27 protein-coding genes and 1 pseudogene are annotated in these 24,639 nt (G+C 40.3%); all 28 read left to right on the forward strand.

Annotation, left to right across the window (positions count from 1 at the left end):
* The first annotated feature begins 129 nt into the window (after positions 1–129).
* On the forward strand, positions 130–1,527 hold the full coding sequence (gene amrA, locus PGC14_RS01355) for an AmmeMemoRadiSam system protein A (protein WP_271629334.1): 1,398 nt from the start codon (positions 130–132) through the stop codon (positions 1,525–1,527).
* A 15-nt stretch (positions 1,528–1,542) separates the two neighbouring features.
* Complete coding sequence (amrS, locus tag PGC14_RS01360) at positions 1,543–2,391, forward strand: AmmeMemoRadiSam system radical SAM enzyme (RefSeq protein WP_271629335.1); 849 nt, start codon at positions 1,543–1,545, stop codon at positions 2,389–2,391.
* A gap of 22 nt (positions 2,392–2,413) precedes the next feature.
* On the forward strand, positions 2,414–3,271 hold the full coding sequence (gene cdaA, locus PGC14_RS01365; protein WP_011916722.1) for a diadenylate cyclase CdaA: 858 nt from the start codon (positions 2,414–2,416) through the stop codon (positions 3,269–3,271).
* A 3-nt stretch (positions 3,272–3,274) separates the two neighbouring features.
* Positions 3,275–4,501: a CdaR family protein gene (locus PGC14_RS01370; protein WP_271629337.1), complete on the forward strand. Its 1,227-nt coding sequence runs from the start codon at positions 3,275–3,277 to the stop codon at positions 4,499–4,501.
* A gap of 62 nt (positions 4,502–4,563) precedes the next feature.
* Positions 4,564–6,345 carry an excinuclease ABC subunit UvrC gene (gene uvrC, locus PGC14_RS01375; protein WP_271629338.1) on the forward strand — a complete coding sequence of 594 codons (1,782 nt, stop codon included), beginning with the start codon at positions 4,564–4,566 and terminating at the stop codon, positions 6,343–6,345.
* Between the two features lie 54 nt (positions 6,346–6,399).
* Positions 6,400–7,332 (forward strand): HPr(Ser) kinase/phosphatase, encoded by a 933-nt coding sequence (gene hprK / locus PGC14_RS01380; RefSeq protein ID WP_271629339.1) that lies wholly within the window; start codon positions 6,400–6,402, stop codon positions 7,330–7,332.
* A 30-nt stretch (positions 7,333–7,362) separates the two neighbouring features.
* Positions 7,363–7,545 (forward strand): hypothetical protein, encoded by a 183-nt coding sequence (locus PGC14_RS01385; RefSeq protein ID WP_039767589.1) that lies wholly within the window; start codon positions 7,363–7,365, stop codon positions 7,543–7,545.
* Positions 7,546–7,574: 29 nt separating this feature from the next.
* The gene (locus PGC14_RS01390; RefSeq protein ID WP_271629340.1) at positions 7,575–8,900 is read left to right on the forward strand and encodes a hypothetical protein; all 1,326 of its coding nucleotides are present in this window, start codon (positions 7,575–7,577) and stop codon (positions 8,898–8,900) included.
* Positions 8,901–8,958: 58 nt separating this feature from the next.
* Positions 8,959–9,153: a hypothetical protein gene (locus PGC14_RS01395; RefSeq protein ID WP_156823672.1), complete on the forward strand. Its 195-nt coding sequence runs from the start codon at positions 8,959–8,961 to the stop codon at positions 9,151–9,153.
* 96 nt (positions 9,154–9,249) lie between these two features.
* On the forward strand, positions 9,250–9,726 hold the full coding sequence (locus PGC14_RS01400) for a hypothetical protein (protein WP_022587830.1): 477 nt from the start codon (positions 9,250–9,252) through the stop codon (positions 9,724–9,726).
* Positions 9,727–9,919: 193 nt separating this feature from the next.
* Complete coding sequence (locus PGC14_RS01405; protein ID WP_022587831.1) at positions 9,920–10,228, forward strand: hypothetical protein; 309 nt, start codon at positions 9,920–9,922, stop codon at positions 10,226–10,228.
* The gene (locus PGC14_RS01410; protein WP_271629341.1) at positions 10,200–10,754 is read left to right on the forward strand and encodes a hypothetical protein; all 555 of its coding nucleotides are present in this window, start codon (positions 10,200–10,202) and stop codon (positions 10,752–10,754) included. The genes PGC14_RS01405 and PGC14_RS01410 overlap by 29 nt, the downstream gene beginning before the upstream one ends.
* A complete protein-coding gene (locus PGC14_RS01415; protein WP_271629849.1) occupies positions 10,655–12,649 on the forward strand; it encodes a DUF3854 domain-containing protein in 1,995 nt (664 codons plus the stop codon). The genes PGC14_RS01410 and PGC14_RS01415 overlap by 100 nt, the downstream gene beginning before the upstream one ends.
* 473 nt (positions 12,650–13,122) lie before the next feature.
* The gene (locus tag PGC14_RS01420; RefSeq protein ID WP_026486639.1) at positions 13,123–13,476 is read left to right on the forward strand and encodes a hypothetical protein; all 354 of its coding nucleotides are present in this window, start codon (positions 13,123–13,125) and stop codon (positions 13,474–13,476) included.
* A gap of 20 nt (positions 13,477–13,496) precedes the next feature.
* On the forward strand, positions 13,497–13,916 hold the full coding sequence (locus PGC14_RS01425; protein ID WP_026486638.1) for a hypothetical protein: 420 nt from the start codon (positions 13,497–13,499) through the stop codon (positions 13,914–13,916).
* A gap of 246 nt (positions 13,917–14,162) precedes the next feature.
* Positions 14,163–14,408, forward strand: coding sequence for a hypothetical protein (locus PGC14_RS01430; RefSeq protein WP_026486637.1), 246 nt, complete (start codon positions 14,163–14,165; stop codon positions 14,406–14,408).
* A gap of 5 nt (positions 14,409–14,413) precedes the next feature.
* Positions 14,414–14,758 (forward strand): hypothetical protein, encoded by a 345-nt coding sequence (locus tag PGC14_RS01435; protein WP_271629342.1) that lies wholly within the window; start codon positions 14,414–14,416, stop codon positions 14,756–14,758.
* 422 nt (positions 14,759–15,180) lie between these two features.
* Positions 15,181–15,396, forward strand: coding sequence for a hypothetical protein (locus tag PGC14_RS01440; protein ID WP_271629343.1), 216 nt, complete (start codon positions 15,181–15,183; stop codon positions 15,394–15,396).
* Positions 15,380–15,886, forward strand: a complete 507-nt coding sequence (locus tag PGC14_RS01445; RefSeq protein ID WP_271629344.1) for an OCRE domain-containing protein — start codon at positions 15,380–15,382, stop codon at positions 15,884–15,886. Before PGC14_RS01440 ends, PGC14_RS01445 begins: the two co-directional genes overlap by 17 nt.
* Before the next feature lie 119 nt (positions 15,887–16,005).
* Positions 16,006–17,433: a potassium/proton antiporter gene (locus tag PGC14_RS01450; RefSeq protein ID WP_271629345.1), complete on the forward strand. Its 1,428-nt coding sequence runs from the start codon at positions 16,006–16,008 to the stop codon at positions 17,431–17,433.
* Between the two features lie 10 nt (positions 17,434–17,443).
* Positions 17,444–17,587: pseudogene (locus PGC14_RS13445) on the forward strand (YitT family protein); the annotation flags it as partial.
* Positions 17,588–17,712: 125 nt separating this feature from the next.
* Positions 17,713–17,958: a helix-turn-helix domain-containing protein gene (locus tag PGC14_RS01460; protein WP_022587841.1), complete on the forward strand. Its 246-nt coding sequence runs from the start codon at positions 17,713–17,715 to the stop codon at positions 17,956–17,958.
* Positions 17,955–20,153: a recombinase family protein gene (locus PGC14_RS01465; RefSeq protein WP_271629346.1), complete on the forward strand. Its 2,199-nt coding sequence runs from the start codon at positions 17,955–17,957 to the stop codon at positions 20,151–20,153. Before PGC14_RS01460 ends, PGC14_RS01465 begins: the two co-directional genes overlap by 4 nt.
* Before the next feature lie 110 nt (positions 20,154–20,263).
* Positions 20,264–21,328, forward strand: a complete 1,065-nt coding sequence (locus PGC14_RS01470) for a bifunctional phosphoglucose/phosphomannose isomerase (RefSeq protein ID WP_039763472.1) — start codon at positions 20,264–20,266, stop codon at positions 21,326–21,328.
* Positions 21,329–21,370: 42 nt separating this feature from the next.
* Complete coding sequence (locus tag PGC14_RS01475) at positions 21,371–22,090, forward strand: phosphatase (RefSeq protein ID WP_039763470.1); 720 nt, start codon at positions 21,371–21,373, stop codon at positions 22,088–22,090.
* Positions 22,091–22,117: 27 nt separating this feature from the next.
* Positions 22,118–23,089 (forward strand): class II fructose-1,6-bisphosphate aldolase, encoded by a 972-nt coding sequence (fba, locus tag PGC14_RS01480; RefSeq protein ID WP_039763468.1) that lies wholly within the window; start codon positions 22,118–22,120, stop codon positions 23,087–23,089.
* Between the two features lie 195 nt (positions 23,090–23,284).
* The gene (gene scfA, locus PGC14_RS01485; protein ID WP_083931403.1) at positions 23,285–23,428 is read left to right on the forward strand and encodes a six-cysteine ranthipeptide SCIFF; all 144 of its coding nucleotides are present in this window, start codon (positions 23,285–23,287) and stop codon (positions 23,426–23,428) included.
* A gap of 95 nt (positions 23,429–23,523) precedes the next feature.
* A partial coding sequence (scfB, locus tag PGC14_RS01490; RefSeq protein WP_271629347.1) for a thioether cross-link-forming SCIFF peptide maturase occupies positions 23,524–24,639 on the forward strand: 1,116 nt, incomplete at its 3' end.

Below are 24,639 nucleotides of genomic sequence, written 5' to 3' on the forward strand. Positions count from 1 at the left end.
GAAGCTGGCCTTTTTGTTTTGCAATTTGTAACAACTTTTTAACATTTGAATAGTAGAAGCAGACACAAAAAAAGGGTAAAATATTATATATGAAAACTTGAAAAAAATCAAAGTAAGGGGCAGTCAAAAATGGTAGGATATTTGTTGCCACATCCACCAATTCTAATTGACAAAATTGGAAACGGAGAAGAGAAAAAATGTCAGGAAACTTTAGAAGCATTGGAAAAAGTGACAGACGAGATTTTAGAGTACAAGCCTGATGTAGTTGTTGTTATATCACCGCATGCGCCTATCTTTTCAGATGTCTTCTTTTTAAATGACAAGCCTACCATTGAAGGTAGCCTTACAAGATGGGGTGTGCGGGGAGTTGAATTTAAGTTCCACAATAACCTCAAAATAGTTGAAGATATAGCAAAGATGAGCAAAGAAGAGGGTTTGAGCGTTGGATTTGTGACAGACAAGATTGAGAGAAGATATGGAATTTCACGTGAGCTTGACCATGGTGCAATGGTCCCACTGTATTTTGTAACCAAAAAATATAGAGACTTTGAACTCATTCACACAGCGTACTGTATGGTTGATGATATAAAACTGTATAGGTATGGAATGATAATAAGAAAAGCTCTTGAAAAGCATGGAAAAAGAAGTTTAATTATTGCTTCTGGTGACCTTTCACACAAGCTAAAAGAAGATGGCCCTTATGGATTTGCTAAAGAAGGTGTTGAATTTGACAAGCTATTGGTTGATCTTTTGCAAAAAAGTGACATAAAGGGTCTTTATGATATAGAACCTGAATTTTATGAAAGAGCTGCAGAGTGTGGTTTTAGGTCAATAAAGGTGTTAATTGGGGCATTTGACGGCTATGAGGTAGAATCGAAAGTTTACTCTTATGAAGGACCGTTTGGAGTAGGATACTGTGTTGCCGGATTTTACCAAAAAGGTTCTACAACATCCCTTCTTGATGAGATAGCTATTAAAAAAGAACAAAGACTCAAAAAAATCAGAGAAAATGAAGATGAGTATATAAGACTTGCAAGAGAAAGCTTAGAGTACTATGTAAGACACCGCAGGTACTTAGACCACATACCAGATTATGTTACAGAACGGATGCTAAAAGAAAGAGCAGGGGTTTTTGTGTCAATTAAAAAGGATGGAAATTTGAGAGGATGTATAGGTACAATTTATCCTACTCAAGAAAACATTGCAAAAGAGATAATCAGAAACGCTGTTGCGGCAGGTTTTCATGATCCAAGGTTCGAAGAGGTCACAGAAGAAGAGCTTGATTCCTTGGTTTATGATGTAGATATATTGAGCACGCCTGAGAAGGTAACTTCAATTTCAGAACTTGATCCCAAAAAGTATGGTGTGATTGTACGAAAAGGTGCAAGGCAAGGGCTTTTGCTTCCTGATTTAGAAGGTGTTGACACAGTTGAAGAGCAGCTCAAGATAGCCTGCAGAAAAGCAGGGATTGACTATGACAGAGAAGATTTTGAGATAGAAAGGTTTACAGTTGAAAGGCACAAGTAAGGAGAAGTATGAGAAATGGTAGAAGCAAGGTATTATGAAAAATTGGAAAATAAAAAGGTAAGGTGTAAGCTCTGTCCGCATGGGTGTGTGATTTTGCCTGGCAATACTGGTTTTTGCAGGGCAAGACAAAATGTTGATGGCAAGCTCTACTCATTAAACTATGGATATATATCTTCAATTGCGTTTGACCCAATAGAGAAAAAGCCTCTTTATCACTTTTACCCTGGTTCAAGTATACTTTCAATAGGGACATTTGGGTGTTCGTTTAGGTGCCAGCACTGCCAAAACTTTGAGATTTCCCAGCTTATTCCCAATGTATTTGAAGTTGATACAGAGCGTTTAATTGAGCTTGCAAAGAAAGACAAAGACTGTATTGGCATTGCATTTACTTACAATGAACCGACAATTTGGTTTGAATATGTCTTAGATGTTGCAAAGAAGTTTAAAGAAGAGGGGTTTAAAACTGTCCTTGTCACAAATGGGTATTTAAATGAAGAGCCACTTTTGGAACTTCTTGAGGTCATTGATGCTGCAAATATCGATTTGAAGGCCTTCAATGATGAGTTTTACAAGAAGGTGTGCAGTGGCGATTTGGAAAGTGTCAAGAGGTTTATTGAAATCTGTAGCCAAAAGATTCACATTGAGATAACAACGCTTATAATTCCAACCTTAAACGATTCTGAAGAAGGGATAGAAAATCTTGCAAAGTGGCTTTCTTCAATTGACGATAGGATTCCTTTGCATTTGACCAGGTATTTCCCGAGATATAAAATGACTTTGCCACCAACGCCAAAAGAGACGTTATTTAAACTCAGAGAAATTGCAAAGAAATATTTGATGTATGTATATTTAGGAAATATCTAAAAAAGCAGTGGGGGAATTTGATTTGTTGAAAGACTTTTCTTTTTATATTCAGGAGTTTTTAAGAAATATATCTCTTATCAGGATAACACCGTTTGATATTATTGACATTGCAATTGTGTCATTTGTGATATACAAAATAATTGTGTGGATAAAGGACACAAGAGCGTATCAGCTCATAAAAGGAATTGTGATTTTAATAATTATAACTCAGGTTAGCAAATGGCTGAACCTGAATGTTATAAACTGGCTTTTGACGAATACGCTCTCATACGGTGTTTTGGCGCTTTTGATAGTCTTCCAACCAGAGCTAAGACGCGCTTTAGAGGAGATTGGAAGGAGCAAAATTTGGGGAAAGTTTTTTTGGGTTGGGTCTGACGAAGAGACACTTTTAAAGTGGCAAAATAGTGTTGAGGAGATTATAAAAGCTGTGATGTATCTTTCAAAAAATAAAATTGGCGCATTGATTGTGATTGAAGGGCAGACAAAGATAGGTGATATAATCAACACAGGGATAATAATTGACTCAGAGATATCGTCCCAGCTTCTTATTAATATCTTCATTCCGAACACACCATTGCACGACGGTGCAGTGATTATAAGAGATGGAAAGATAAAAGCTGCTGCATGTTTTTTGCCTCTTTCAGAGAACAGGTACATAAGCAAAGAACTTGGTACGCGTCACAGAGCGGCACTTGGTATTTCAGAAAACTCTGATGCAACTGCAATAGTTGTGTCAGAGGAAACAGGGATTATATCTGTTGCGTATAACGGAGGACTTACACGAAACTTAGGTCCTGAGGCTTTGAGAAAGATACTGCTCAGGCCTTTGAAAGTTGAGAAAGAGAAGAACGGTCTTAATATATTTAGGTGGAGGCGTTAAGATTTGAAGAAGATTGAGCTTAGAAAACCCAAAGATGACACTTTCTGGCTGAAGGTCTTGTCAGTTTTTATTGCTATCATTTTGTGGTTTTATATAAATAGCATCATAAATCCTATAAAGAAAAGAGAGATAATTGTGCCAATACGCTATAATATTTCCACTTTATCAAAAGGGCTTGTTATGACAGAGTCTGATACAAAAGAAGTAAGGATAGTTGTTAGCGGAACTCAGGATGAGCTCAGCAAGGTTGATGAGAAGAATATTCAAGCAGTGGTTGATTTTACTAATGTAAGACAGACAGGTGAAATGAAACTTCCAATAAATATAAATAATCCTTACCATAGAATTAATATAGAGAGTATTTATCCAAAAAGTGTAGTAGTAAGCATTGACAATCTTGTAACAATCCAAAAAGATGTCACAGTTGAAATAAACGGAAATCCTAAGAAAGGGTACATAATAAATGGCTATCAAGAAGAGCCAAACGTCATAAGCATAAAAGGTGCTGAGAGTGATATAAAAGAGATTTCAAAGTGTATTGCTCAGCTAAACTTAAGCCTTAATGACAGGTCGTTTAAGGCTTCTGTTCCTGTTAAAATTTTAGACTCAAACGGCAAGGATATAACATCACTTTTTGATCTGTCTCAAAAAAGTATAGATGTGTATGTAGACATCTTAAAGACAAAACAGGTACCGCTTACTGTAAAGTTCAAAGGTCAGCTTCCGCCAAATAAGGTTATATCAAAGATTGTACTAAAACCGTCAACAATTAATGTTGCGGGGAAAGAAGAGGATATAAATTCTTTGAATGAAATTGTTGTGGGAACAATTGACACACGAATGTTAGAAAATATTTCAACATTCCAGTTTGATTTTAATGTTCCAAAAAATATTAAAGCTTTGGACAATGTCAAGCAAGTTGTAATAACAATCTATACTGATTCAATTGTCCAGAAATCAATTACCGTCCCGGTTGAGGTGAGAGGTTTAAGCAACCAGTATTTAGCCCAGCTAAACCCTGATAAGGTGACGCTTAAGATAAAGTATTCCCAGAGCAATCAAAGTTCGATTGATTTTTCCTCATTTAAAGCATATGTTGATGTTTCGAATTTAACACAAGGCAATTATAGCTTGCCACTTGTGCTTGAAAATCCGAACAATATTGAGGATGTAGAGGTATCTCTTTCTTACATAAAGGTGATAATAACAGAGAAAAACCAAACCCAGTAGATTATTCTGGTTAAATGATTCAATAAAGAGTTTTTTAAAGACAGAGAAGGAGAGGGCAAAAGATGCTGACATTGCAGGAAAAACTTGCAAACCTTCCGACAACTCCAGGCGTTTATATAATGAAAGATGAGAATGGAAAGGTTATATATGTGGGCAAGGCAGTCAACTTGCGAAACAGGGTAAGACAGTATTTTCAAAACTCCGACATGACGCCCAAAACAAGGCTTATGGTAAAAAAAATTAAAGACTTTGAGTATATTGTTACAGACACAGAGGTTGAAGCTTTGATTTTAGAGTGCAATCTAATCAAAGAATACAGGCCAAAATACAATGTGCTTTTGCGAGATGACAAGAACTATCAGTATATTAAAATTACGAATGAGATGTTTCCAAGACTTGTCACAACAAGAAAGGTTGAAAAAGACGGCGCAAAGTATTTTGGACCATATGTAAGCGGCTATTCTGTTAAGCAGACAATTGAGCTTTTAAAAAGCCTTTTTATGCTGAGGACCTGCAAAAGAAAGTTTCCTGACCAGCTTGGCAAGGGCAGACCTTGCTTGAATTTTTATATAGAAAGGTGTCTTGGGGTTTGCAAAGGGGATATTCCTGAAGAAGAATATCAAAAACTTGTTGAAAAGGCAGTAAAAGTGCTAAGTGGTAAAGGTGATGAGATTGTTGAAGAGCTGAAAAAGAAGATGTTTGAGTATGCAGACAATCTCATGTTTGAAAAGGCTCAAGAGATAAAGAACAAGATTACAAGCCTTGAGCAGATTATTACAAAACAGAAGGTTATTTATGCTGATGATAGAAGCGAGGATGTGATAAACTATGCAGAGGATTCTTCCAACATTTGCATAGTTGTTTTGATAATCAGAAATGGAAAGCTAATCAATAAAGAGGAATTTGTTTTAAAAAATGATGAAGAGGTATTTGAAAGGTTTTTAGAGCAGTACTACTCAGATGTTGTGGCTGTCCCAAAAGAGATTATACTTCCACACGAGGTTGGAAATGGCGAGAATATAGAAAAGATGATTGAAAAGCTATACGGTTTTAAAGCTAAAATTGTTGTTCCAAAACAAGGTGAGAAAAAACAGCTTCTTGAGATGGCAAAAAAGAACGCAGAGATTTCGCTTGTCAATAAACAGAGGATAGAAAACTATTACATTGAAGCTCTTTTGCGCCTCAAAAACATGCTCAATATAGAGCATGACATAGAAAAGATAGAAAGTTATGACATCTCTAATCTTGCGGGGGCTGACAATGTTGGAACACTTGTTGTATTTGAGGAAGGTAAATTTAACAAGGACCTTTACAGAAAGTTTAAGATAAAGAGCTTTGAAGGTCAGGATGATATAAGAAGCGTGAAAGAGGTTTTGACAAGAAGATTTACAAACCTTGAGAAACATGGCCGCTTACCAGACCTCATTTTAATAGATGGTGGACAAAACCAGGTAAATGCTGCAGTTGAGGTTTTGAGGTCTTTAGGTTTTAATATTCCAGTTGCTGGTATGGTTAAAGATGACAGGCACAAGACAAGGGATTTAATTTATAATGGTCAAGAGCTTAGTATCCAAAAAGATGGTCTTGTTTTCAAATTAATTTCTACAATCCAAGAAGAGACTCACAGGTTTGCAGTGAAATATCACAGAGAACTGAGGAAAAAACACCTTTATGAGTCTATACTTGACGAGATTGAAGGGATTGGCGAAAAGAGAAAACTCAAGCTTTTCAGAACATTTGGTTCTATAGATAATCTGAGAAAGGCAAGCATAGAAGAGATTGTGAAGGCTGCTGATATTCCGTATGATGTTGCACTAAAGATAAAAGAAAAGATTGGCATTTAAAAACTATTTTGAAAAGGATAAAAACTAACTGAAATGAAAGGATGAGATGAAAAGTTGTTCTACACAACAGTTGGGAAGATAATAAAGGAACTAAATTTAGAGTGTTTGACAGAGATACCTAATATAGAAGAGAGAAAGATTAAGGACATGAACCTAAACCGTCCAGCTCTTCAGCTTATGGGATTTTTTGAATATTTTGATGAGCAACGTGTTCAAATTATAGGTATCTCTGAGATGGCATATTTGAAGACAATGACAAAAACACAGAGAAGAAACGCAATTGAGAAACTTTTTCAAAGAGACATCCCCTGTGTGATAATTACATCAAACCAGGAGCCATTTGATGAGTTTTTAGAATTTTCTAAGAAGTATGGAATTCCTCTTTTGAGAACAAGTGAGGTTACAACCAGGTTTATGACAAACCTCAGCACGTTCTTGACACATGAGCTTGCACCAAGGATAACTCGTCATGGCACACTTGTAAATGTGTATGGTGAGGGTGTTTTGATGCTTGGGGAAAGCGGTGTTGGAAAGAGCGAGACTGCTTTGGAACTTGTAAAAAGAGGTCATATTTTGGTTGCAGACGATGCAGTTGAGATAAGAAAAGTCTCTGAAAAGACCCTTGTTGGCGAAGCTCCAGAGATTATCAGGCACTTGATAGAGATAAGAGGAATTGGCATTTTGGATGTGAAAAACCTTTTTGGCGTTGGTTGTGTAAAAGACTCTGAGAGAATCGACCTTGTAATACAACTGGAAACCTGGAAGACTGACAAAGAATATGAACGACTTGGTCTTCATGACCAATACATAGAGATATTGGGGATAAAAGTGCCTACCCTTGTGATACCAGTTCGGCCAGGGAGGAATTTGGCAATAATTGTTGAGGTTGCTGCGATGAACAATAGGCAAAAGAAGATGGGTTATAACGCTGCAAAAGCTCTGACAGAGAGGCTCCAGAGCCAGATGAGTAGAAACGGGAATGAATAAAAGTAGCAAAAAATATGGCAGGTGTTTTTTATGGAAGCAGAACTGAACAAGGGTTATACTTACAGGGACTATGTGTCATTGAATGACAGGAAAAGGTATGAACTCATAAATGGTGAACTTTATCTTTTAGCATCACCCTCTGAAATTCATCAACGAACTAATCTTGAATTTCCCTCAAGTATCGGTTTCCTGATTACCATTAAAGCAGCCTAATCATTCATTGCAAGGGAGGTGTTTTCAAGATGTCGTTCGTTGATTGGGTCGAAGAAAAAGTCAATACCGAATTCGGCCCAGCAATTAAGCGATTTAATTCAGTAACAGGCGAGACTGCCTTTTTCGCTCCACACGGAGAGCAGATTGGCAAGTCGTTTATTGACCCGCTTGCGAAACGCACAATCAAGAAAAATACCACCAATGAGGTAGAAATCGCTCGAAAACTAGCACGGGAACAACTGAACCAATTCCCGCAGGAAGATGCCTTCGTTCAATACGTTAAAAGCAGTTTAGAAGAAGCTCAAACAGTGGAACGCATTGACAATTTGATGCGCCTTCTCTCTCAACATTTTATCACTAAAACCGCAAGCACGGTTACTGTTTCAAAATCTCAAAAGGAGGGGTCAAATATGCGAAATGAGATAAGAAAGCGTTACGAAACCGATGAGATATTCCGCAAGAAAGTTGACAAGGTTGCAAAACAATGGCAGGCATTGAGAGGCAGCAAAAACTCTCTGGAAAGCTACGTGGAAGTAGTTCTCCGTAACTACGAAGTAGCGAAATCTGTTGTTAAAGGGACATCCTTTGCCCTTTCAGACGATGAAATCCTTCAGGGACTCTTAGATTCTGTTAAGAAGGATGTTGTCCAGAAAAATTTCAGGCGAGCTACCGCTTTGCAGCGAGAGGTTGAAGAAGGAAGCTACGATTTGGAGCGCATCGGCCGTTTCCTCGAAGATACCTACGGGATAAAACGTCCACCGTTTACTCCTGATGATTTTGCAAGACTGTCTAAGGACAATAAGGAACATTACGAACCCTACCCGTCAAGTATGTGTCGCGCAGTAACGCTGCAAGCAAAAGATTTGCAAGGACGGTTAAGCCAATGGTTGAAGGAATTACCAAACGCTCTCAGCTATCGTGACCAACTCACCTCCACCGCAAAGGAAAGGATTGCTAAACAGCTAACCGATATTCTCTCCATGCTGATGACCGTAGATACTTTGGATGATGCCACAGTCGATAAGGTTTCTACGCCCACCCGAAAACGTGACAGTGCCACATACACGCAGATGGAGATGGAAGAGTTCTTCAAGAGAGGCCAAGAGCTTGCCAGCAATTGGTACACCTTCGTTAAGAGAGTTCAGGCTTCCGTAGAAAAGGAGAAGTCCGAAAGAAGTTACCTCTCCGGAGACTTGAAAATTTTGTCCAACGTGGCACGCTGGCAGTATCCTAACAACCTTCAACCGGATATTGAAAAGCGTGACGATAGCGGTTTCTGGAGCGGTGTTTTTAGAGCATTACCACCTTCTCACGAACTCAACAGGCTGATTAACCAAAAAATCTTTAACGAGTAACCGAAAGGAGATGAATATGATGCTACCCATTTTCTACTGGATTAAGTGGAATGACCTTATGAAAGATGAACTGGCTGAGAAGTTGTCTCAAACCTGTTTTGGAAATTTCGGGTATGACTTTCTCTGCGCCTTTGGAGATAACGAATGGCAAGCTTTACGTCACTGTCCATTGGGAATGCAATGCTGCGAAGCAACTTACCATTACGAGTTAGTACCTCAACATATAAAAAAGCAACTGGAATATGCTGGATAAGACTTTCTCCTCCGAAGAAAAAAAGTTGCTCTCTATAAAGTTCCGTTGGTATAACCTAAAATTTTATCCATTAAAAGAAGCTAAGGAGGTGAGATAATGCCTCTACCTAAAAGAGGAACACCTGAATATGAAGCATGGCGTAATTCTCCAGCCTATGAAGAGTGGCGAAAAAAGACAAGTCAAGTAGTAAGGAGCCTCTGGCAAGACCCTAACTCAAAATTACGTCAAAAATTGCAGTCCGATGAATATAGAGAGAAAAAACGCCATTTTTTGAAAGCGCAATGGCAAGACCCTAACTCAAAAATTCGTCGCGCTTGTCAGTCGGAAGAATTCCGGAAAAAAGTAAGTCGCGGGGTAAAAGCAGCGTTGAACGACCCGGATATAAAATCACGACAAATCGAGGGCGTAAAGCGAGCTTGGGAAAATCCGGAGATTAGAGAAAAGTATCTGAACTACCTCCGTGACCCAGAAGCTAACCAAGAACGCAGGAAACGCATTTCTGAAGGAATGCGAAAAAGCTCAAAACGTATTGGCAGACCACCTAGGGATGGTGATAAAGAATGTTCTGGCTGATATGGTCACTGATAACTCTATCTGTAATCGGAATCGGCTATCTTTATTTGAAAAGAAACAAAATCGTATTTTAGCACATGAAAATATCGTTGGATTAACGTTTATAAGCCTCTATGCACCTAGGAACTTTTTTCATCAACTATTTTTATACGTGAAAAGAAAAACCAACTTAATTTAAGGAGGTTCGATAACTATGCAACGAGAGCCCTTCTATACAAAGGACTTGCACTTCGCTGCTTACTTAATGTTAAACGGTTATGAACCAGAAATCAAAATTCCATACTTTAAGGCAAGAAGGGCGATATTCCTTTACCCAGATGCTGACTTCTCCACCCTTCGGGACTTGCGGACGAAGTTTGAGGGTGATAAAAACCTGACCGTCAACCTATTTGAATACGTGAGAGCGATGCGAGAGTTAGGAGACCGCATTAACTACATTAAACGAGAGACATTGAAGAAGGAGGCTGGTCAAAATGAACACAGCGAGGGCGTTGGAATGTAACGTTCAGGATAACTTGCTGCAGCTACTTTCACCACTATCAATGGAAGACCTGAAACGAAGCGGACTAAATGAAGAAACCATTAAGAAGATGAACGTTAGGGATGCCACAGACGTTGAAAGGAACTTGACTCCATTCCCGCAAAGCACAGGTTACGTTATTCCTTACCTCAACAAAGATGGAAGTGCCATTTATGACCGGCTTGTTACTGGTGAGAAAGAAGAAATACCCTTCTTCCGTATTCGCTACCATCAACCGCCGGTCAATTCAGAAGGAAAACAGATTAAATACGCTCAACCAAAGGATACTGGAGTTCACGTTTATGTACTACCGGAAATATGGAAGATAGCCAAAGATACATCTAAACCGCTTGTTATAGTGGAGGGCGAAAAAAGGCTGCTAAAGCAGTACAGGAAGGCATTCCCGCTATTGCTCTTGGCGGTGTTAATAATGTCAAGCACGGTAAGTACAGAATTAAGCCTAACGAAATTGAAGAAAGCAAAAGAGGCTTTATCACTTTTACGATAAAGGATGCTGATGCTATCCAGTTGCTGGAAGAAAATGTGGCTCCAGAACTTCTTGAGTTTGACTGGAGACAGCGGACAGTATACATCGTCTTTGACAGCGATTCAGCAAGTGGCTTTCCAGTCAAAGAGCAAGTTCAGCAAGCAGCCTTTGATTTCGCCTTCTGGTTGTTCAAACGTGGTGCTGATGTAAAACAGGTAATTCTACCTCATCCGGAAAAGGAAGGAGAAAAGATTGGACTGGATGACTTCTTGCTGACTCACACCGCTGATGATTTTTGGGAATTGGCTAAACAGGCTCGTTTTCCGATACAACCGCAACTGCGAAGCTGGTTGCAAAGGCACCTAAGAAAACGAGGTCTAAACCGGGACGATTACGAAATGGCAGCTACGGCAATAGTAGCCGACCTTGATTATGAAGGACGACGTTATCGTGATGAAGCGGATAACAGAAAATTCTACTATTTTGACGGGAAAGATAAACTTCTTTACGAAGTAGACTGGACTGAAAATGCGAATGCTTTCCGGGTTGGAGAGTTTGCGGAGTTAATCACAGCTAAATACGGTATTGGAACCGCTGATAGAGAAGTCATAAATCGTCTGTCAACAGCTTTCATACAGGGCTGCCCTCGTGTGAGGACTCGCAGGGTCTCATACGTAAGCGAACCACCAAAAGTATCAACGGATGCCTTATACGTTCAGCTTAGCGATTCGGCAGTTGCAAAGGTAACTAAAGATGCTATCACTTTGGAGGATAATGGCGTTGACGGAGTGCTGTTTAAGAAAGGAATTGTTAAGCCGGTTAAGATAGACTTCCAAAACCTGCCATCACGACCAAAACGGTTATGGCGTCAGGTAGTGAACACTCTCAATCTTGACAATCATTCTATTTTTACGGACGAAGAACAAAGAGCACTGCTTGAAGTCCTTTGTTACCTCTCCCCTCTTTTCCGGGACTGGAGAGGATTGGAGTTGCCAGTTGAAATGGCTATTGGTGAAGCTGGTTCAGGTAAATCTCGTTTTTACTATGTTCGGACAGGAGTTCTTGTTGGAGAGATAGGCGTCGGAGTCACTCCAAGGGATATTCAAGAGTTGCGAACTTTCCTTGCCAGTGCTCGTGGGATTTACGTTTTTGATAACGTCAGACCAGGTAGCCTGAGAAATTACCGGGAACAGTTTGAAGAGGAAATCGCAAGGGCGGTTACGCTTAAGAAAATCCAATATCGTCCGCTCTACTCTAACACGGATGTGACAATTAAGACAGACTGCACTTTCGCTATTACTGCTACCCGTTTACCTATCCACGCTTCAGATTTGATGGAGAGGTCGTTGGTTTTTCGATTCAAAAAGATACCGGAAGGACAAAAAGTAGATGACTGGGAGTGGAAGGTTCTTTATGATACGCCGGGAAGAGAAGCCTTGCTCTCCGATATGCTCGTTGCCGCTCAACGTTTCTTCCAGCTTGTGGACACGAAATTTGAAGCCTACCGACGTAAGAGTATACGTCTTGAAGGCTTTGAGAGAGCGTTGCTGCTTATGGCAGAAGCTCTTGATGAAAGCAGGCAGCTACTTTCCACAATGGAATCAGTGGTTGATAAGCTGCCACAGGTGATACGGGAAACACAATACCAAGCCGATAACGCATTGATGGTGCTGAGAGAATTTGCAGTACGAAGAAGGCAGGAAGTAGAAGCAGGACAAAAGAAACCTATCTTCCAGCTTAGAGAAATTACTGATTGGGTACTCGCTAACTCCAATGGCCCAAGCACCATACCTTATCCCTTCCATAATCCGCAGGAACTCGCTGGTTACATTCGGGAGCAGGAGGAGCTGGTAGCAGAAGTTACTGGAATTCGAGTTCACCGAAGAGACCAGAACACTACCTATTATACCTGCTAAAAACGTTCTCTCGTTTAAGCTCAGCTAAGCGATAATGCTTGGCTGGGCTTTTCTGTTGGTTCTCACACCTAGCTTAGCTAGCATCGAAGCTAGCTAAGCTAGCACGAAGCTAGCAATCGAAAATCCAATAAAATCAATAGTTTGCAGCGTTTTTGCTAGCTTTTTTAGCTTTTTTAGCATATCTCTTTATATGGAATTTTTTAAGAGAGGTGTTTATAAAAACTATATATAGAGATATACCCAAAAACCTAATATAGCTAGGCGCGAATCGTAAAATACTTGCAAATAGTATATTTGCCGTTGTTAGCTTCGAGCTAGCGGGTGCTAGCCCTAAGCTAGCAAAGCTAACAATAAGCTCTTCTGAAATGCTGCTACTTCCACCTCTTCCGAAGTAAAAAAGTTCCTCCCTATAAAGTTCCTGTCAAGCCATTTATAATTTAATCATTAACAGTAAATGGTAGGTGATTGATTAAATGAGCTTGACGAGTAATGATGTTCAACGCAAGAAAGCTGAAGAAGCACTCAAACGTTGGATGGAGAAGTGGAAGAGTCTTGAAGGAAAGTGGTTCCATATCCTTGACGAAGATTGTTATACAGTTGACCGCCAAGGGCATGTTCTTAGTTATCTTGGTGACGGATATTACGTCATTCAGTACTACGATTTTCTAATGGGAGCTCCCTCTAATATTTCAGTAGTGCACATCAGTGAGATGGCCGAGCCTCTGCACAGTCCATCAAAGCGGTGGGTGTTTTATGAAACAGCCGAAGATATGAGAGACGCCTATGAGTGTAACTACTCAAAGAAACCGCCTGAGCGTACAACATAGAATTTGTGGAGGTGATTACTATGCCCTACCCTGTTCTTAAAATAAGCGACTGCGACTCTACCTCTTATCAAAGGTTTGAAACATACAAGCAAGTATGTTACAAAAACAGTCTTCCAATGATTATTGTAGATTTCCAGACGGAACACAACTACTGCGAAGTTACCCTTGACCTCTCATCCACCGGACTAAAATTTCTCCCATCCGAGATGAAGGCTCTGGAAAGAATTAGCAAGCGTCACGGATGGCTTGCCTGTGTTGACATTACACCTACGAAGGCAAGATTCTTATACAGTAACTGGAGTGACCCATCAGAACAGGAAGACTATAGCTTCCTTCTGGAAGACATTTTGAAGTGGGTGGATAAAAACATACCTCGTTCTTCCATTTTTACTATTCTTACCGCTCCGGTTTATGCTACCATTCAAGTATCCGTTGGCTGAAAAACCGTAAAGCTCAGCAGCGTATCGAAGCTAAATTGATGGAATTCCGTCCTCGTAAGTAACCTCCTCTTCCTTATCCGGTATTGTTTTCTGACGGTGAGCCTTAAAAACAGGCTCTTTTTTCTTGTAAAGTTTTCGACATTATCCGACAAAAAATCTGGTTCCCCTCTTTTATTCATGACTGACCTATACTATAATATAATCATAAAATGTTAAAATTTTCCAACAAGGAAAGGAGATGATTCTATGACCAAACGAGAAACACTCAAAAGAGTACGTGACATCATCCGATGTCTGGAACACCAACAAACCCTACCTACAGATACCTGTTCTGTGGTAGCTGCAAAGAAGCTGGAGATGCTCGTGAAAGAGGCTCCAGCTTCTCTCGTTTATGAGCTTTCCTGCATTCACAGCCAGCTTATCCACTCCGGAGAGGACGTAGGCACTGTCCTGAACCGACTGAAACGACTCCTACATAACGAGGGGAGGTGATTACCGTGGCACCAAGAACCAAGAGCGAGCCGGTTGAACCCAGGCAGTCTTTAGTAATCCCAGCAGGTAATACCCCACCGGAATTGCAAGCATTACGGTCAAAAAGAGATGCTTTCCGTGCTAACCTCCAGTACGCTATCAGGCAGGAGGAAGTTTACCGCAAGAAGTTTGAAGCTGGCGACGAACTGGCAGAACTGAAGATGCTGGAACAAAGGCTACGGGTTGACTGGTACTCAAAAAAGATTGCCGAAGTAGAACAGGAAATCCAGCGATACTATCTCAAGCGTAAAGCGGAAAAGAAAGAACCGGAACCTGAACAAGAAAAAGCCAAAAAGGAAGGCGTTGCGTAAAGAAAAGCGTGGCGCCTTCTGGTTTTTCTCTCTTGCAAACCAATTATACGACTCTATGCCCTACGGAACTTTTTTCATCAATATTTTTATACTCCTACGGTTATTAGCAACTTTCTTGGGAGGTGATACCATGACGAAAATACGTACCTGCAAGACCTGCCCTCTCTACAGTAGAGAGCTTTCCCGCTGCCGGGTGGGTTTCGTTAACCCCTCTACCAAACAGGCTACAGAAAAGACAGCAGCTACTTACGGTGGCAATTACGTCTGTCACTACAACCGTTGGAAGAATTCTGGTGCATTAAAGTATCAGCTTTATCTATAAGTAGCCCAACCCACCTCGATTTACTTTCCGTAGTTGACTTTCGTGATAGACTTTGATATAATTTCTATCAGAATACATCAAGTTGATTGAGGTGGGTTACATGGCTCCTAAGAAAGCGGAACCACGTACTAAATTAGTAAGCGTTACCTTTACCGAAAACGAATACGAAGCCGTTAAGAAGGCAGCGTTGATGACCGACCGTAGTCTGGCTGCCCTTGTCCGGTGGGCTGCGATAAAGTACCTTAGAGAGGTGGACCTGCTTCCAAGCGGAGAAGAATTCGGGAAGGAGAAAGTAGATGATGAAAAGTTGGTATAAATTTGTTATCCCGGTAGTGATAGTTGCCGTTGTTGCCAGTGGATACTTGATTTTTTCCAAGCCTGAGATAACAAAACAGCCAGCAAAAAATAATCAGGTTCAGGAAGTAGTTGAAGGATACATTTATGATGAACAAACTGGACGGTATACTAACAAAACTACCGGTGTTTGGTATATCGTTAAGGACGGATATAAGGTAATACCACCCGAAGAATATTTCCCTAAAGAAGTAGTCATACCTGAAGGTATCAACATCTCAGAGCGACCTAATGATGTATGGGAGCTAAAAGAGGTACGGGAGATAACCATTCAATCAGGAGATACGTTGGTTGACATTATCAACCCGTACTTTATGAATGAGCATTTCAGAATGAATTATGAATGGTATGCCAAACAGGTTTTGAAACTTAACAACATTACCGACCCTCACTTTATCAAGGCGCTAGACACATTGAAAATACCAATTTATATCGATAAAGAAGCTAAGTAGTTGCTGGTTTATCGTTTTGACAAAGGTGTAGCTGCTCTTCCCTATTAGAAGGGTGTGGAGACGTATTTTGGAACACTAGGTGTTTTAGTTTGGTTTTTATGGAAAGAGAGGGAAGATAGTTGATCCTGTTATTATCTATTTTGTTACTTCTGGCCACTTTTTCGACCAAACTGATCTCTCGATTCGGCGTTCCCGGTTTAGTGATTTTTTTGGGCTTGGGAATGCTTTTCGGGAGCGATGGCCTTAACCTAATATATTTTGATGACCCTTTACTAGCCCAGCGGATAGCCAATGTAGCCCTCATTATTATCCTTTTTGAAGGTGGCTTTAATACCAAAAGAGAGGAATTACAGTCGTCCTTCAAACCAGCTTTTACCTTGGCGACGGTAGGTGTCTTTATTACCGCTGTAACTCTAGGACTGGCCACCCACTACATCGTTGGGCTCAGCCTCGAGGCCTCCCTACTGGTAGGGGCCATCGTTTCTTCCACCGATGCTGCAGCAGTTTTTTCTATTTTTCGCAATAAGAGCATTCAGCCCAAACTGGCCACCACCCTGAAAGCCGAATCTGCCTCCAACGATCCAATGGCCATTATCCTGACCATAGCTCTGCTCGACTATATGAAGAATACAAATTTCAACCTTTTTCCCTTTATCGCTCACTTAATGTGGCAGATTGTGGCCGGAATTGGTGTGGGGTACTTGTTCGGTAAGCTTGGACCCTATCTCTTTAACCGGGCCCGCCTTGAATCGGGTGGTTATTACTATGTTTTGAGTCTCGGTTTCTGCTATTTGAGCTTCGGAGTAGCGGAGATAATCAAAGCCAACGGCTTCCTCGCTGTATTCATAGCTGGTTATTTGCTGGGGAACAGCAAGTTCGTCTACAAGCAGGGAATAGCCCGCTTCCTAGAAGGCACCTCCACTTTCTGCAACATCATTCTCTTTCTAATGCTGGGGCTGCTGGTCTTTCCTTCGCAACTTCCCGCCTTTATCAAGGAGGGGGTGTTTATTGCTCTGCTGCTAATGCTAGTGGCACGGCCGACAGCGGTCTTTTTAACGACACTGTTCTGGGATTACAACCTCAAGGAAAAATTATTCCTCTGTTGGGGAGGTATAAGGGGCGCAGTCCCCATTGTACTGGCCACTTACCCCTACGTTGCAGGAGTCGACCACAGCAACTATTTTTTTAACGTCGTGTTCTTCATCGTTTTACTAACAGCCTTAATCCAGGGGGCATCCCTCGACATTTTAGCCCACAAGCTTAAGTTATTTGCTGGAACCAAAAAGACTTCTCCCCATTCCCTGGAGTTAATCTCCACGGAAAATACCAAATGCGAGTTGTTGGAGTTTGAAGTGGAAAAAGGGTCTTCTTTGATCGGTAAGCGTTTGGAGCATATCCCTCTACCAAAGACCACGCTGGTTACTGCCATTGTAAGACATGACGATATAGTACCTCCCAGGGGTGACACGGAGATCCAGGAGGGAGATATCTTATTTATCCTGACCTACCAGGAAGATAAAGAGCACTTGATAGCTCTGCTGGAGTAGCCTAAGATAAGAGATTCTTTATTGCATTGTTTCTCGCCTAGAATTGGCTAAACTAAAATCTATTATCCGAGAAATTGACGATAGCGCTTTCGTAGCCATAGAAAATGTTCACGAGGTACTTGGGGGAGGGTTCCGCAAACGAGTAATTCATTAAATGTTCAGCCGGTAAGAGTAGCTATTGCCTAAGCTGGGCGTGTCGAAACTTGTGAGATTTTTTGGAAGCCATCTTTTAAGTTGCTAGCATACATCCTATAATAATAACATAGGAGGTGAAATCTGGTGAACGAGCTACTTACTACCAATGAAACGGCTGAAATCCTCGGAATATCGCCCATTGCGGTCGCCAATCTCCTTCGGGATAAGAAACTGCCGGGTATCAAGAAACGAGGTGATGACGGGATTGACCGCTGGTTCATCAGACGGGAAGACGTTGCCCTCTACTGCGCTGGGTTGGCTATTTTCAATATGCTCCAGCACAAAGCCAGAATTAGAGGGCAAGCTGTGGAAGAAGGTGTCCCATTGTGACTAAAGCTGTAGGTTACATTAGAGTAAGTACGGAAGAACAAGCGCAACACGGTTATTCTCTTGAGGCTCAAGCAGAATCTATCAGTAATTACTGTAAGGCAATGAGATGGGAATTAATCAAAATTTATCGAGATGATGGCTACAGTGCAAGTTCACTAGACAGACCTGCACTTCAACAATTGATTGCGGATATTCCCCTGCGCTCTTTTGACACTGTTGTATCGTGGAAGCTTGATAGGTTAAGTCGAAGTCCGAAAGATACCTTATACTTATTAGAAGATGTCTTCGAGAAAAACAGTATCACTTTTGTCAGTGTACAGGAACCGTTCGTTAATACTAAAGACCCAACATCAAAGATGTTTACCACAATTCTCGCTGCTTTCGCACAGCACGAGAGAGAAATGATTACCGAAAGGATGAAGATGGGAAAATACCAGAAGGCACGAATGGGTCAGTTCCCAGGTGGTCACATCTTATACGGTTACCGGAAAAACCCACTAACCGGAGAGTTCGAGATTAACGAGGAAGAAGCGAGAATTGTCAGGCTCATCTATCACTGGTACGTGTACGGTGATGAGACAGGTAAGCCACTGGGAATGGAAGCTATCGCTGATAAGTTAACGAAGATGGGTGTTCTTCCTCCTTCCGCTGTCCGTGGAGTTCGGGTAGGAGTAAGAGGTAAGAGAGGTCAAAAAGGTGAATACGTCAAACACTGGTCAAACGCTACTGTCAGACAGATACTTACTCATCAGGCATACATAGGTAAAAACTACTTTGGTAGGAATGGTAAGAATGCCGAACCAGACAAGGTTGAAGATGACTGGATTGTTATTCCATTCCCACCCATCGTAGACGAGTACACCTATCAGTTAGCACAAGAAAGAAGAAACAGAGCAAAGTTCTGGCAGAGAAAGCACGAAACGCCTTTGCTTACTGGGATTATTCACTGTGGAATATGCGGGTTGCAATTTAGAGGAACCTATGACCACGGGAAAACAGCAGTTTACTCCTGTTACGGCAGGCTTAAACGCTACCACAGAGATGGGAGTCCTACATGCGATTCGCCAAGAATTCCTGCCGACTGGCTTGACCAACAGGTTGTGCTGAAGGTATTTGAAGCTTTGCAGAAACCAGAGCAGATGAAAGAAGCGATTATGGCTCACTTAGAAAGCTGGGAGCGAAGAAAACGGGAACTGGAGCTTATAGTTGGGCCTTCAGTAAAACAGATGAAGGAATTGCAGGATGAGCAGGAAAGGTTGAACTACCTCTTCCGCAAAGGAAGAATATCGGTATCAGAATACGAGAAGGAAGCTTCTACGCTGGATAAGAAGATAGCTGAACTTCGTGAACAGCATAAACACCAGACGAATGAACTTCGCCACCTGCAGAAGCTCGAAAAGGACTTAGACTTCATCAAGCAGGCTCTTGAGAACGGTTACTGGAAAGTAGAGTACGAAGCACTACAAAGCGAATTAAAAATGATGTGGGATACTGCTCTAACCATTGACAATAAAACAGGGGAGGTAGTTGTTACCACTCCCAGACAGGAAAAGAAAGTTACTATTGATTTTAGCGAAGCTGGTAAACAAGTTCAAGAACAGGAAGAATTATTGACTTTTGCAATACACGGAGGTGGCAAGATTGCAACACGTCAGCTATTTGATAAGCTCCATATTACCGTTCACGTATACCATGACCGAGTGGAGGTGAGAGGGTTAATACCAATAGGGAATATCAATATTAGTTCGTTTCAGAGGGTTGTAGGTAACCTATTTGGTCTTTTGTGGCAGTTTTTTAGGGACAAGCCTTGTAATGTATACATCGCACCTTTTGATGTTTTATTTGGTGAGGAAGAAGAGCTTGATGTCAAGACAGTTTTGCAGCCAGACATTTTTGTTGTTTGTGATAAGAGCAAGTTAGATAGCAAAAGGTATTGCAAAGGTGCACCTGATTTTGTTATAGAGGTTTTATCACCGTCGAGTGTGACAGCTGATTTTGTACTCAAATACAATATTTATGAAAGATATAGTGTTAAAGAGTACTGGATTGTAAGCCCTGATGAAGAAAAAATAATTGTTTTTAGAAAAGAAAGTGAGGGTAAGTTTGGGAAAGCTATAATATATGAAAAAGGCAATATTATATCTACCACTTTATTTGAAGGTCTTTTGATAGATGTTGATGAGGTGTTCAAATGAGAATATTTTATATATTGTAACACATTTGTTTTGGCTTTTAAAGTTGAAAAAACTGAAAAATTATTATATTATGAAATAGGAAAATTTAAAGAAAGGAGAAATGAAGAGCTATGCTTGATAACTTAGAGATGATTGCACAAAACGACCCAAGCGGTATGTTTCAGGCGGTTTATAATCTTCCTGAGCAGATTCAAAAGGCTTATGAGATAGGGAAAAATATCAGCGTTGATATCAAGGCAGAGGATATAGATAAAGTTGTAATCACTGGACTTGGCGGTTCTGCAATAGGCGGGAATCTCGTAAGAGTATTTGTCTTAGACCAGTGCAAGGTACCTGTAATTGTTAACAGAGACTATGTGCTGCCTGCATATGTCGACTCTAAGACACTTGTGATTGCATCAAGCTATTCAGGAAATACAGAAGAGACACTTTCTGCTTACCAGGATGCAAAGGCAAAAGGTGCAAAGATTGTGGCTATCACAACAGGCGGAAAGCTAAAAGAGATGGCTGAAAAAGATGGATATTATGTAATTACAATTCCTGGTGGGCTTCAACCACGAGCAGCGCTTGGATATTCGTTTATCCCGCTTTTGATGCTTTTTGTAAAAATTGGGCTTATTCCTCCTGTCGATGACCAGATTGAAGAGACAATAAAAGTTCTGAGCGATCTCAGAGAAAGGTACAAACCAGAGGTACCAGAAGAAAAGAATTTGGCAAAAAGGCTTACATTAAAACTCTGGAATAAACTACCAATTATATACGGAATTAGCGGTACAACAGAGGTTATTGCAGAGAGATGGAAAGGACAGATATGTGAGAACTCAAAATCACCTGCATATTTCAATGTCTTTTCTGAACTGAACCACAATGAGATAGTTGGAACAGAGTCGCCAAAGCACATCTTAGGGCTTTTTGAGATTGTAATGCTTCATGATGTTGAGGATCACAAGAGAAATGCAATTAGAATGGACATCACAAAGGATTTAGTAAAAGGTATTGTATCAGGTGTAAATGATATATATTCAATAGGAAATTCAAGACTTGCAAGGATGTTTTCACTGATTTATCTTGGAGATTATGTATCACTCTATCTTGCAACACTTTATCAAAACGATCCAACTCCTGTTAAAAAGATTGATATTTTAAAGAACAAGCTTGCAGAGATAAAGGACTAAAAAAGCCTTTTGAAAAAATTTTTAGCTGAGAGCTGATTAGAGATGTTTTTAGAAGTAGAGACGCACTGCCATACAATCGCAAGTGGCCATGCTTACAATACCTTAGAAGAAATGGTCATTGAAGCCCAAAATAAAGGTTTAAAAGGCATTTGTATTACTGACCACGGCCCTGAGATGCCAGGGTCGTGCAGTAGTTTATATTTTTACAATTTAGTTGTTGTGCCAAGAAAGATTGATGGTATAATGGTATTTAGAGGTTGCGAAGCAAATATTATTGACTATGAAGGTAGTGTTGACCTTCCAGAAAGTGCCCTAAATAGGCTTGATTTTGTAATTGCAAGCTTGCATGATGTTTGTATCCCACCCGGGACAATTTTGGACCATACCAGGGCATTGATAGGTGCCATTAAAAATCCAAATATACTCTGTATTGGGCATCCAGGAAATCCCTTGTATGAGATTGATAAAGAAGCAGTTGTTAGGGCTGCAAAGGAGTACAATAAGGCTATTGAAATAAACAATGCGTCGTTTTATGTAAGAGAAAAGAGCAGGGAAAACTGTATAGAGATTTTAAAGCTTTGCAAAAAGTATGGTGTCTACATTGCAATGGGCTCAGATGCGCATTTTAAGACAGATATTGCAAGGTGTGATGTCACAAGAAAACTTATTGAAGAGTATGAGTTTCCGCATGAGCTCATAGTCAACAAAAGCCTTGAGAACTTTTTGGAGTTCTTGAGGCTTCATGGGAAAAATATTGAGTAATTAACTTTAAGAGGAGGTAAAGTTAAAATGCCACTTGTAACAACCAAAGAGATGTTTAAAAAGGCCGCTGAGGGGAAGTATGCTATTGGTGCCTTCAATGTCAACAACATGGAGATTATCCAGGGGATTGTTGAGGCAGCAAAGGAGGAACAAGCACCTCTGATTTTGCAGGTCTCAGCAGGAGCAAGAAAATACGCAAAACACGTCTATCTTGTAAAACTTGTAGAGGCAGCTTTAGAGGACTCTGGTGATTTGCCAATTGCACTTCACCTTGACCATGGCGAGGACTTCGAGATTTGCAAGGCGTGCATCGATGGCGGATTTACATCTGTTATGATTGACGGTTCACGTCTCCCATTTGAAGAGAACATTGCGCTTACCAAAAAGGTTGTTGAATATGCGCATGAGCGAGGAGTTGTTGTTGAGGCAGAGCTTGGAAAACTTGCCGGCATTGAGGACAATGTAAAAGTTGCAGAGCATGAGGCAATGTTTACAGACCCTGACCAAGCAGCAGAGTTTGTTGAAAGAACAGGTGTTGACTCATTGGCAGTTGCAATTGGAACAAGCCATGGTGCATATAAGTTCAAGGGTGAACCAAGACTTGACTTTGAAAGGCTTCAGAGAATAGTAGAAAAGCTTCCAAAGGATTTTCCAATTGTTCTTCATGGTGCATCGACAGTTTTGCCAGAGTTTGTTGAGATGTGCAACAAGTACGGTGGTAATATCCCTGGTGCAAAAGGTGTGCCAGAAGATATGCTAAGAAAGGCTGCTGAGCTTGGTGTGAGAAAGATTAACATTGACACAGATTTAAGACTTGCAATGACAGCAGCAATAAGAAAACATTTGGCAGAACATCCTGACCACTTTGACCCAAGACAGTACCTCAAGGATGGCAGAGAGGCAATTAAAGAGATGGTTAAGCACAAACTGAGAAATGTTTTGGGATGTAGCGGAAAAGCTCCAGAGATATTGGAAGAGATTAAGAAGAACAGAGGGTAAAGTTGGCTTTTGGCAAGTAAAGTGAATTTTTATTTAAGTGAATTTTTATTTAAAGGCAAAAAGAGGCTAAGGGGAATGGTCTCTTTTTCTTTTTTGTAAAATTGTATTGTTCAATACTTTGTGATAAAATACTATGTGTTATTTTAAAAATTCTTTTTTAGAAAACCATTTTATGAGGGAGGTTATAAGAAGAAGATGAAGCATATTAAAGTTATTGCAAAGAATGCTCTTTCCAAAACAGTTGTAAGCGGTGGATGTGGCGAGTGCCAGGCATCTTGTCAGTCGGCTTGCAAAACATCTTGCACAGTTGGAAATCAAGTTTGCAGAAACAAAAAGTAATTTTGGAAAATAAAGGAATATGGGCTGTCAATTGAAGATTTGAGGCAGCCCGGTCTTGCTATTTAATCTTTTATGGGAGGAAAAATCTTTTCAAGATGATTCACGCTTTTAAAAAATTTGGCCTAAACATTGTTTTAGATGTTGCCTCTGGTTCAATCTTTACTGTGGACGATGTTGCATTTGAAGTGATAAAGTACTTTGACAAAAACAATACATTTGAGGGAGTATATGATAGTTTAGGTTTTGACAGGCATGAGATTGAAGAAGCAGTAAATGAAGTAGAGAAGTTAATTGAAGAAGGGGTTTTATTCACTGAAGATGAGTATAAGGATTTGAATCTCATTGAAAAAAGAAATCCTGTTATAAAAGCTCTTTGTCTTCACGTTTCGCACGACTGTGATTTAAGATGTAGGTACTGTTTTGCTTCGACCGGGAGTTTCAAACAGGAAAGAAAGCTTATGAGCTTTGATGTTGGGAAAAAGGCAATTGACTTTTTGCTCAAAAACTCTGGTTCAAGGAAGAATTTAGAGGTTGACTTTTTTGGCGGCGAGCCTCTTTTGAATTTTGAGACCATCAAAAAGATTGTTGAGTATGCAAGAGAAGAAGAGAAGAAGTATGATAAGCATATATCCTTTACGCTGACAACAAATGCAACCGCTCTTAATGATGAGATTATTGAATACTTGAATGAAAATATGGAAAATGTTGTATTGAGCCATGACGGAAGGCCCGAGGTAAACGACTTTATGAGAATTGACAGGCATGGTAGCGGAACTTATGATGTAATTACACAAAAGATTTTGAAGTTTATACAAAAACGAAATGGGAAAACTTATTATGTAAGAGGGACATTTACTTCCAAAAACCTTGACTTTTCAAAAGATGTTTTGCACCTTTATAGTCTTGGCATAAAAGAGATTTCTGTTGAACCTGTTGTTTTAGACGTAAAAAGTCCATGGGCTATTTTGCCACAGCATGTTGAGAGAATAAAAGAAGAGTATGATATCTTGGCGCAAGAGTATGTAAGTGCGAAACTAAAAGGGGAAGGATTTAACTTCTTCCATTTCAATATAGACCTTGCTGGTGGGCCGTGTGTATCAAAACGCCTAAGCGGCTGTGGTGCTGGGTTTGAATATGTTGCAGTTGATCCTGACGGCAATATCTTTCCTTGCCATCAATTTGTTGACAAGCCACAGTTTAAACTTGGAACA

This window comes from Caldicellulosiruptor sp. DIB 104C, from assembly GCF_028198085.1.
In the GTDB taxonomy this organism is placed as follows: domain Bacteria; phylum Bacillota; class Thermoanaerobacteria; order Caldicellulosiruptorales; family Caldicellulosiruptoraceae; genus Caldicellulosiruptor; species Caldicellulosiruptor saccharolyticus.

Coding starts and splice junctions, on each gene's coding strand:
- PGC14_RS01395 (WP_156823672.1), top strand. CDS start 8,959: ATGAAAGATGAACTGGCTGAGAAGTTGTCTCAAACCTGTTTTGGAAAT.
- PGC14_RS01410 (WP_271629341.1), top strand. CDS start 10,200: ATGAACACAGCGAGGGCGTTGGAATGTAACGTTCAGGATAACTTGCTG.
- PGC14_RS01385 (WP_039767589.1), top strand. CDS start 7,363: ATGGAAGCAGAACTGAACAAGGGTTATACTTACAGGGACTATGTGTCA.
- PGC14_RS01470 (WP_039763472.1), top strand. CDS start 20,264: ATGCTTGATAACTTAGAGATGATTGCACAAAACGACCCAAGCGGTATG.
- PGC14_RS01390 (WP_271629340.1), top strand. CDS start 7,575: ATGTCGTTCGTTGATTGGGTCGAAGAAAAAGTCAATACCGAATTCGGC.
- PGC14_RS01405 (WP_022587831.1), top strand. CDS start 9,920: ATGCAACGAGAGCCCTTCTATACAAAGGACTTGCACTTCGCTGCTTAC.
- PGC14_RS01430 (WP_026486637.1), top strand. CDS start 14,163: ATGACCAAACGAGAAACACTCAAAAGAGTACGTGACATCATCCGATGT.
- uvrC (WP_271629338.1), top strand. CDS start 4,564: ATGCTGACATTGCAGGAAAAACTTGCAAACCTTCCGACAACTCCAGGC.
- PGC14_RS01400 (WP_022587830.1), top strand. CDS start 9,250: ATGCCTCTACCTAAAAGAGGAACACCTGAATATGAAGCATGGCGTAAT.
- amrA (WP_271629334.1), top strand. CDS start 130: ATGGTAGGATATTTGTTGCCACATCCACCAATTCTAATTGACAAAATT.
- scfA (WP_083931403.1), top strand. CDS start 23,285: ATGAAGCATATTAAAGTTATTGCAAAGAATGCTCTTTCCAAAACAGTT.
- PGC14_RS01420 (WP_026486639.1), top strand. CDS start 13,123: ATGAGCTTGACGAGTAATGATGTTCAACGCAAGAAAGCTGAAGAAGCA.
- fba (WP_039763468.1), top strand. CDS start 22,118: ATGCCACTTGTAACAACCAAAGAGATGTTTAAAAAGGCCGCTGAGGGG.
- PGC14_RS01475 (WP_039763470.1), top strand. CDS start 21,371: ATGTTTTTAGAAGTAGAGACGCACTGCCATACAATCGCAAGTGGCCAT.
- PGC14_RS01425 (WP_026486638.1), top strand. CDS start 13,497: ATGCCCTACCCTGTTCTTAAAATAAGCGACTGCGACTCTACCTCTTAT.
- PGC14_RS01440 (WP_271629343.1), top strand. CDS start 15,181: ATGGCTCCTAAGAAAGCGGAACCACGTACTAAATTAGTAAGCGTTACC.
- amrS (WP_271629335.1), top strand. CDS start 1,543: ATGGTAGAAGCAAGGTATTATGAAAAATTGGAAAATAAAAAGGTAAGG.
- PGC14_RS01445 (WP_271629344.1), top strand. CDS start 15,380: ATGAAAAGTTGGTATAAATTTGTTATCCCGGTAGTGATAGTTGCCGTT.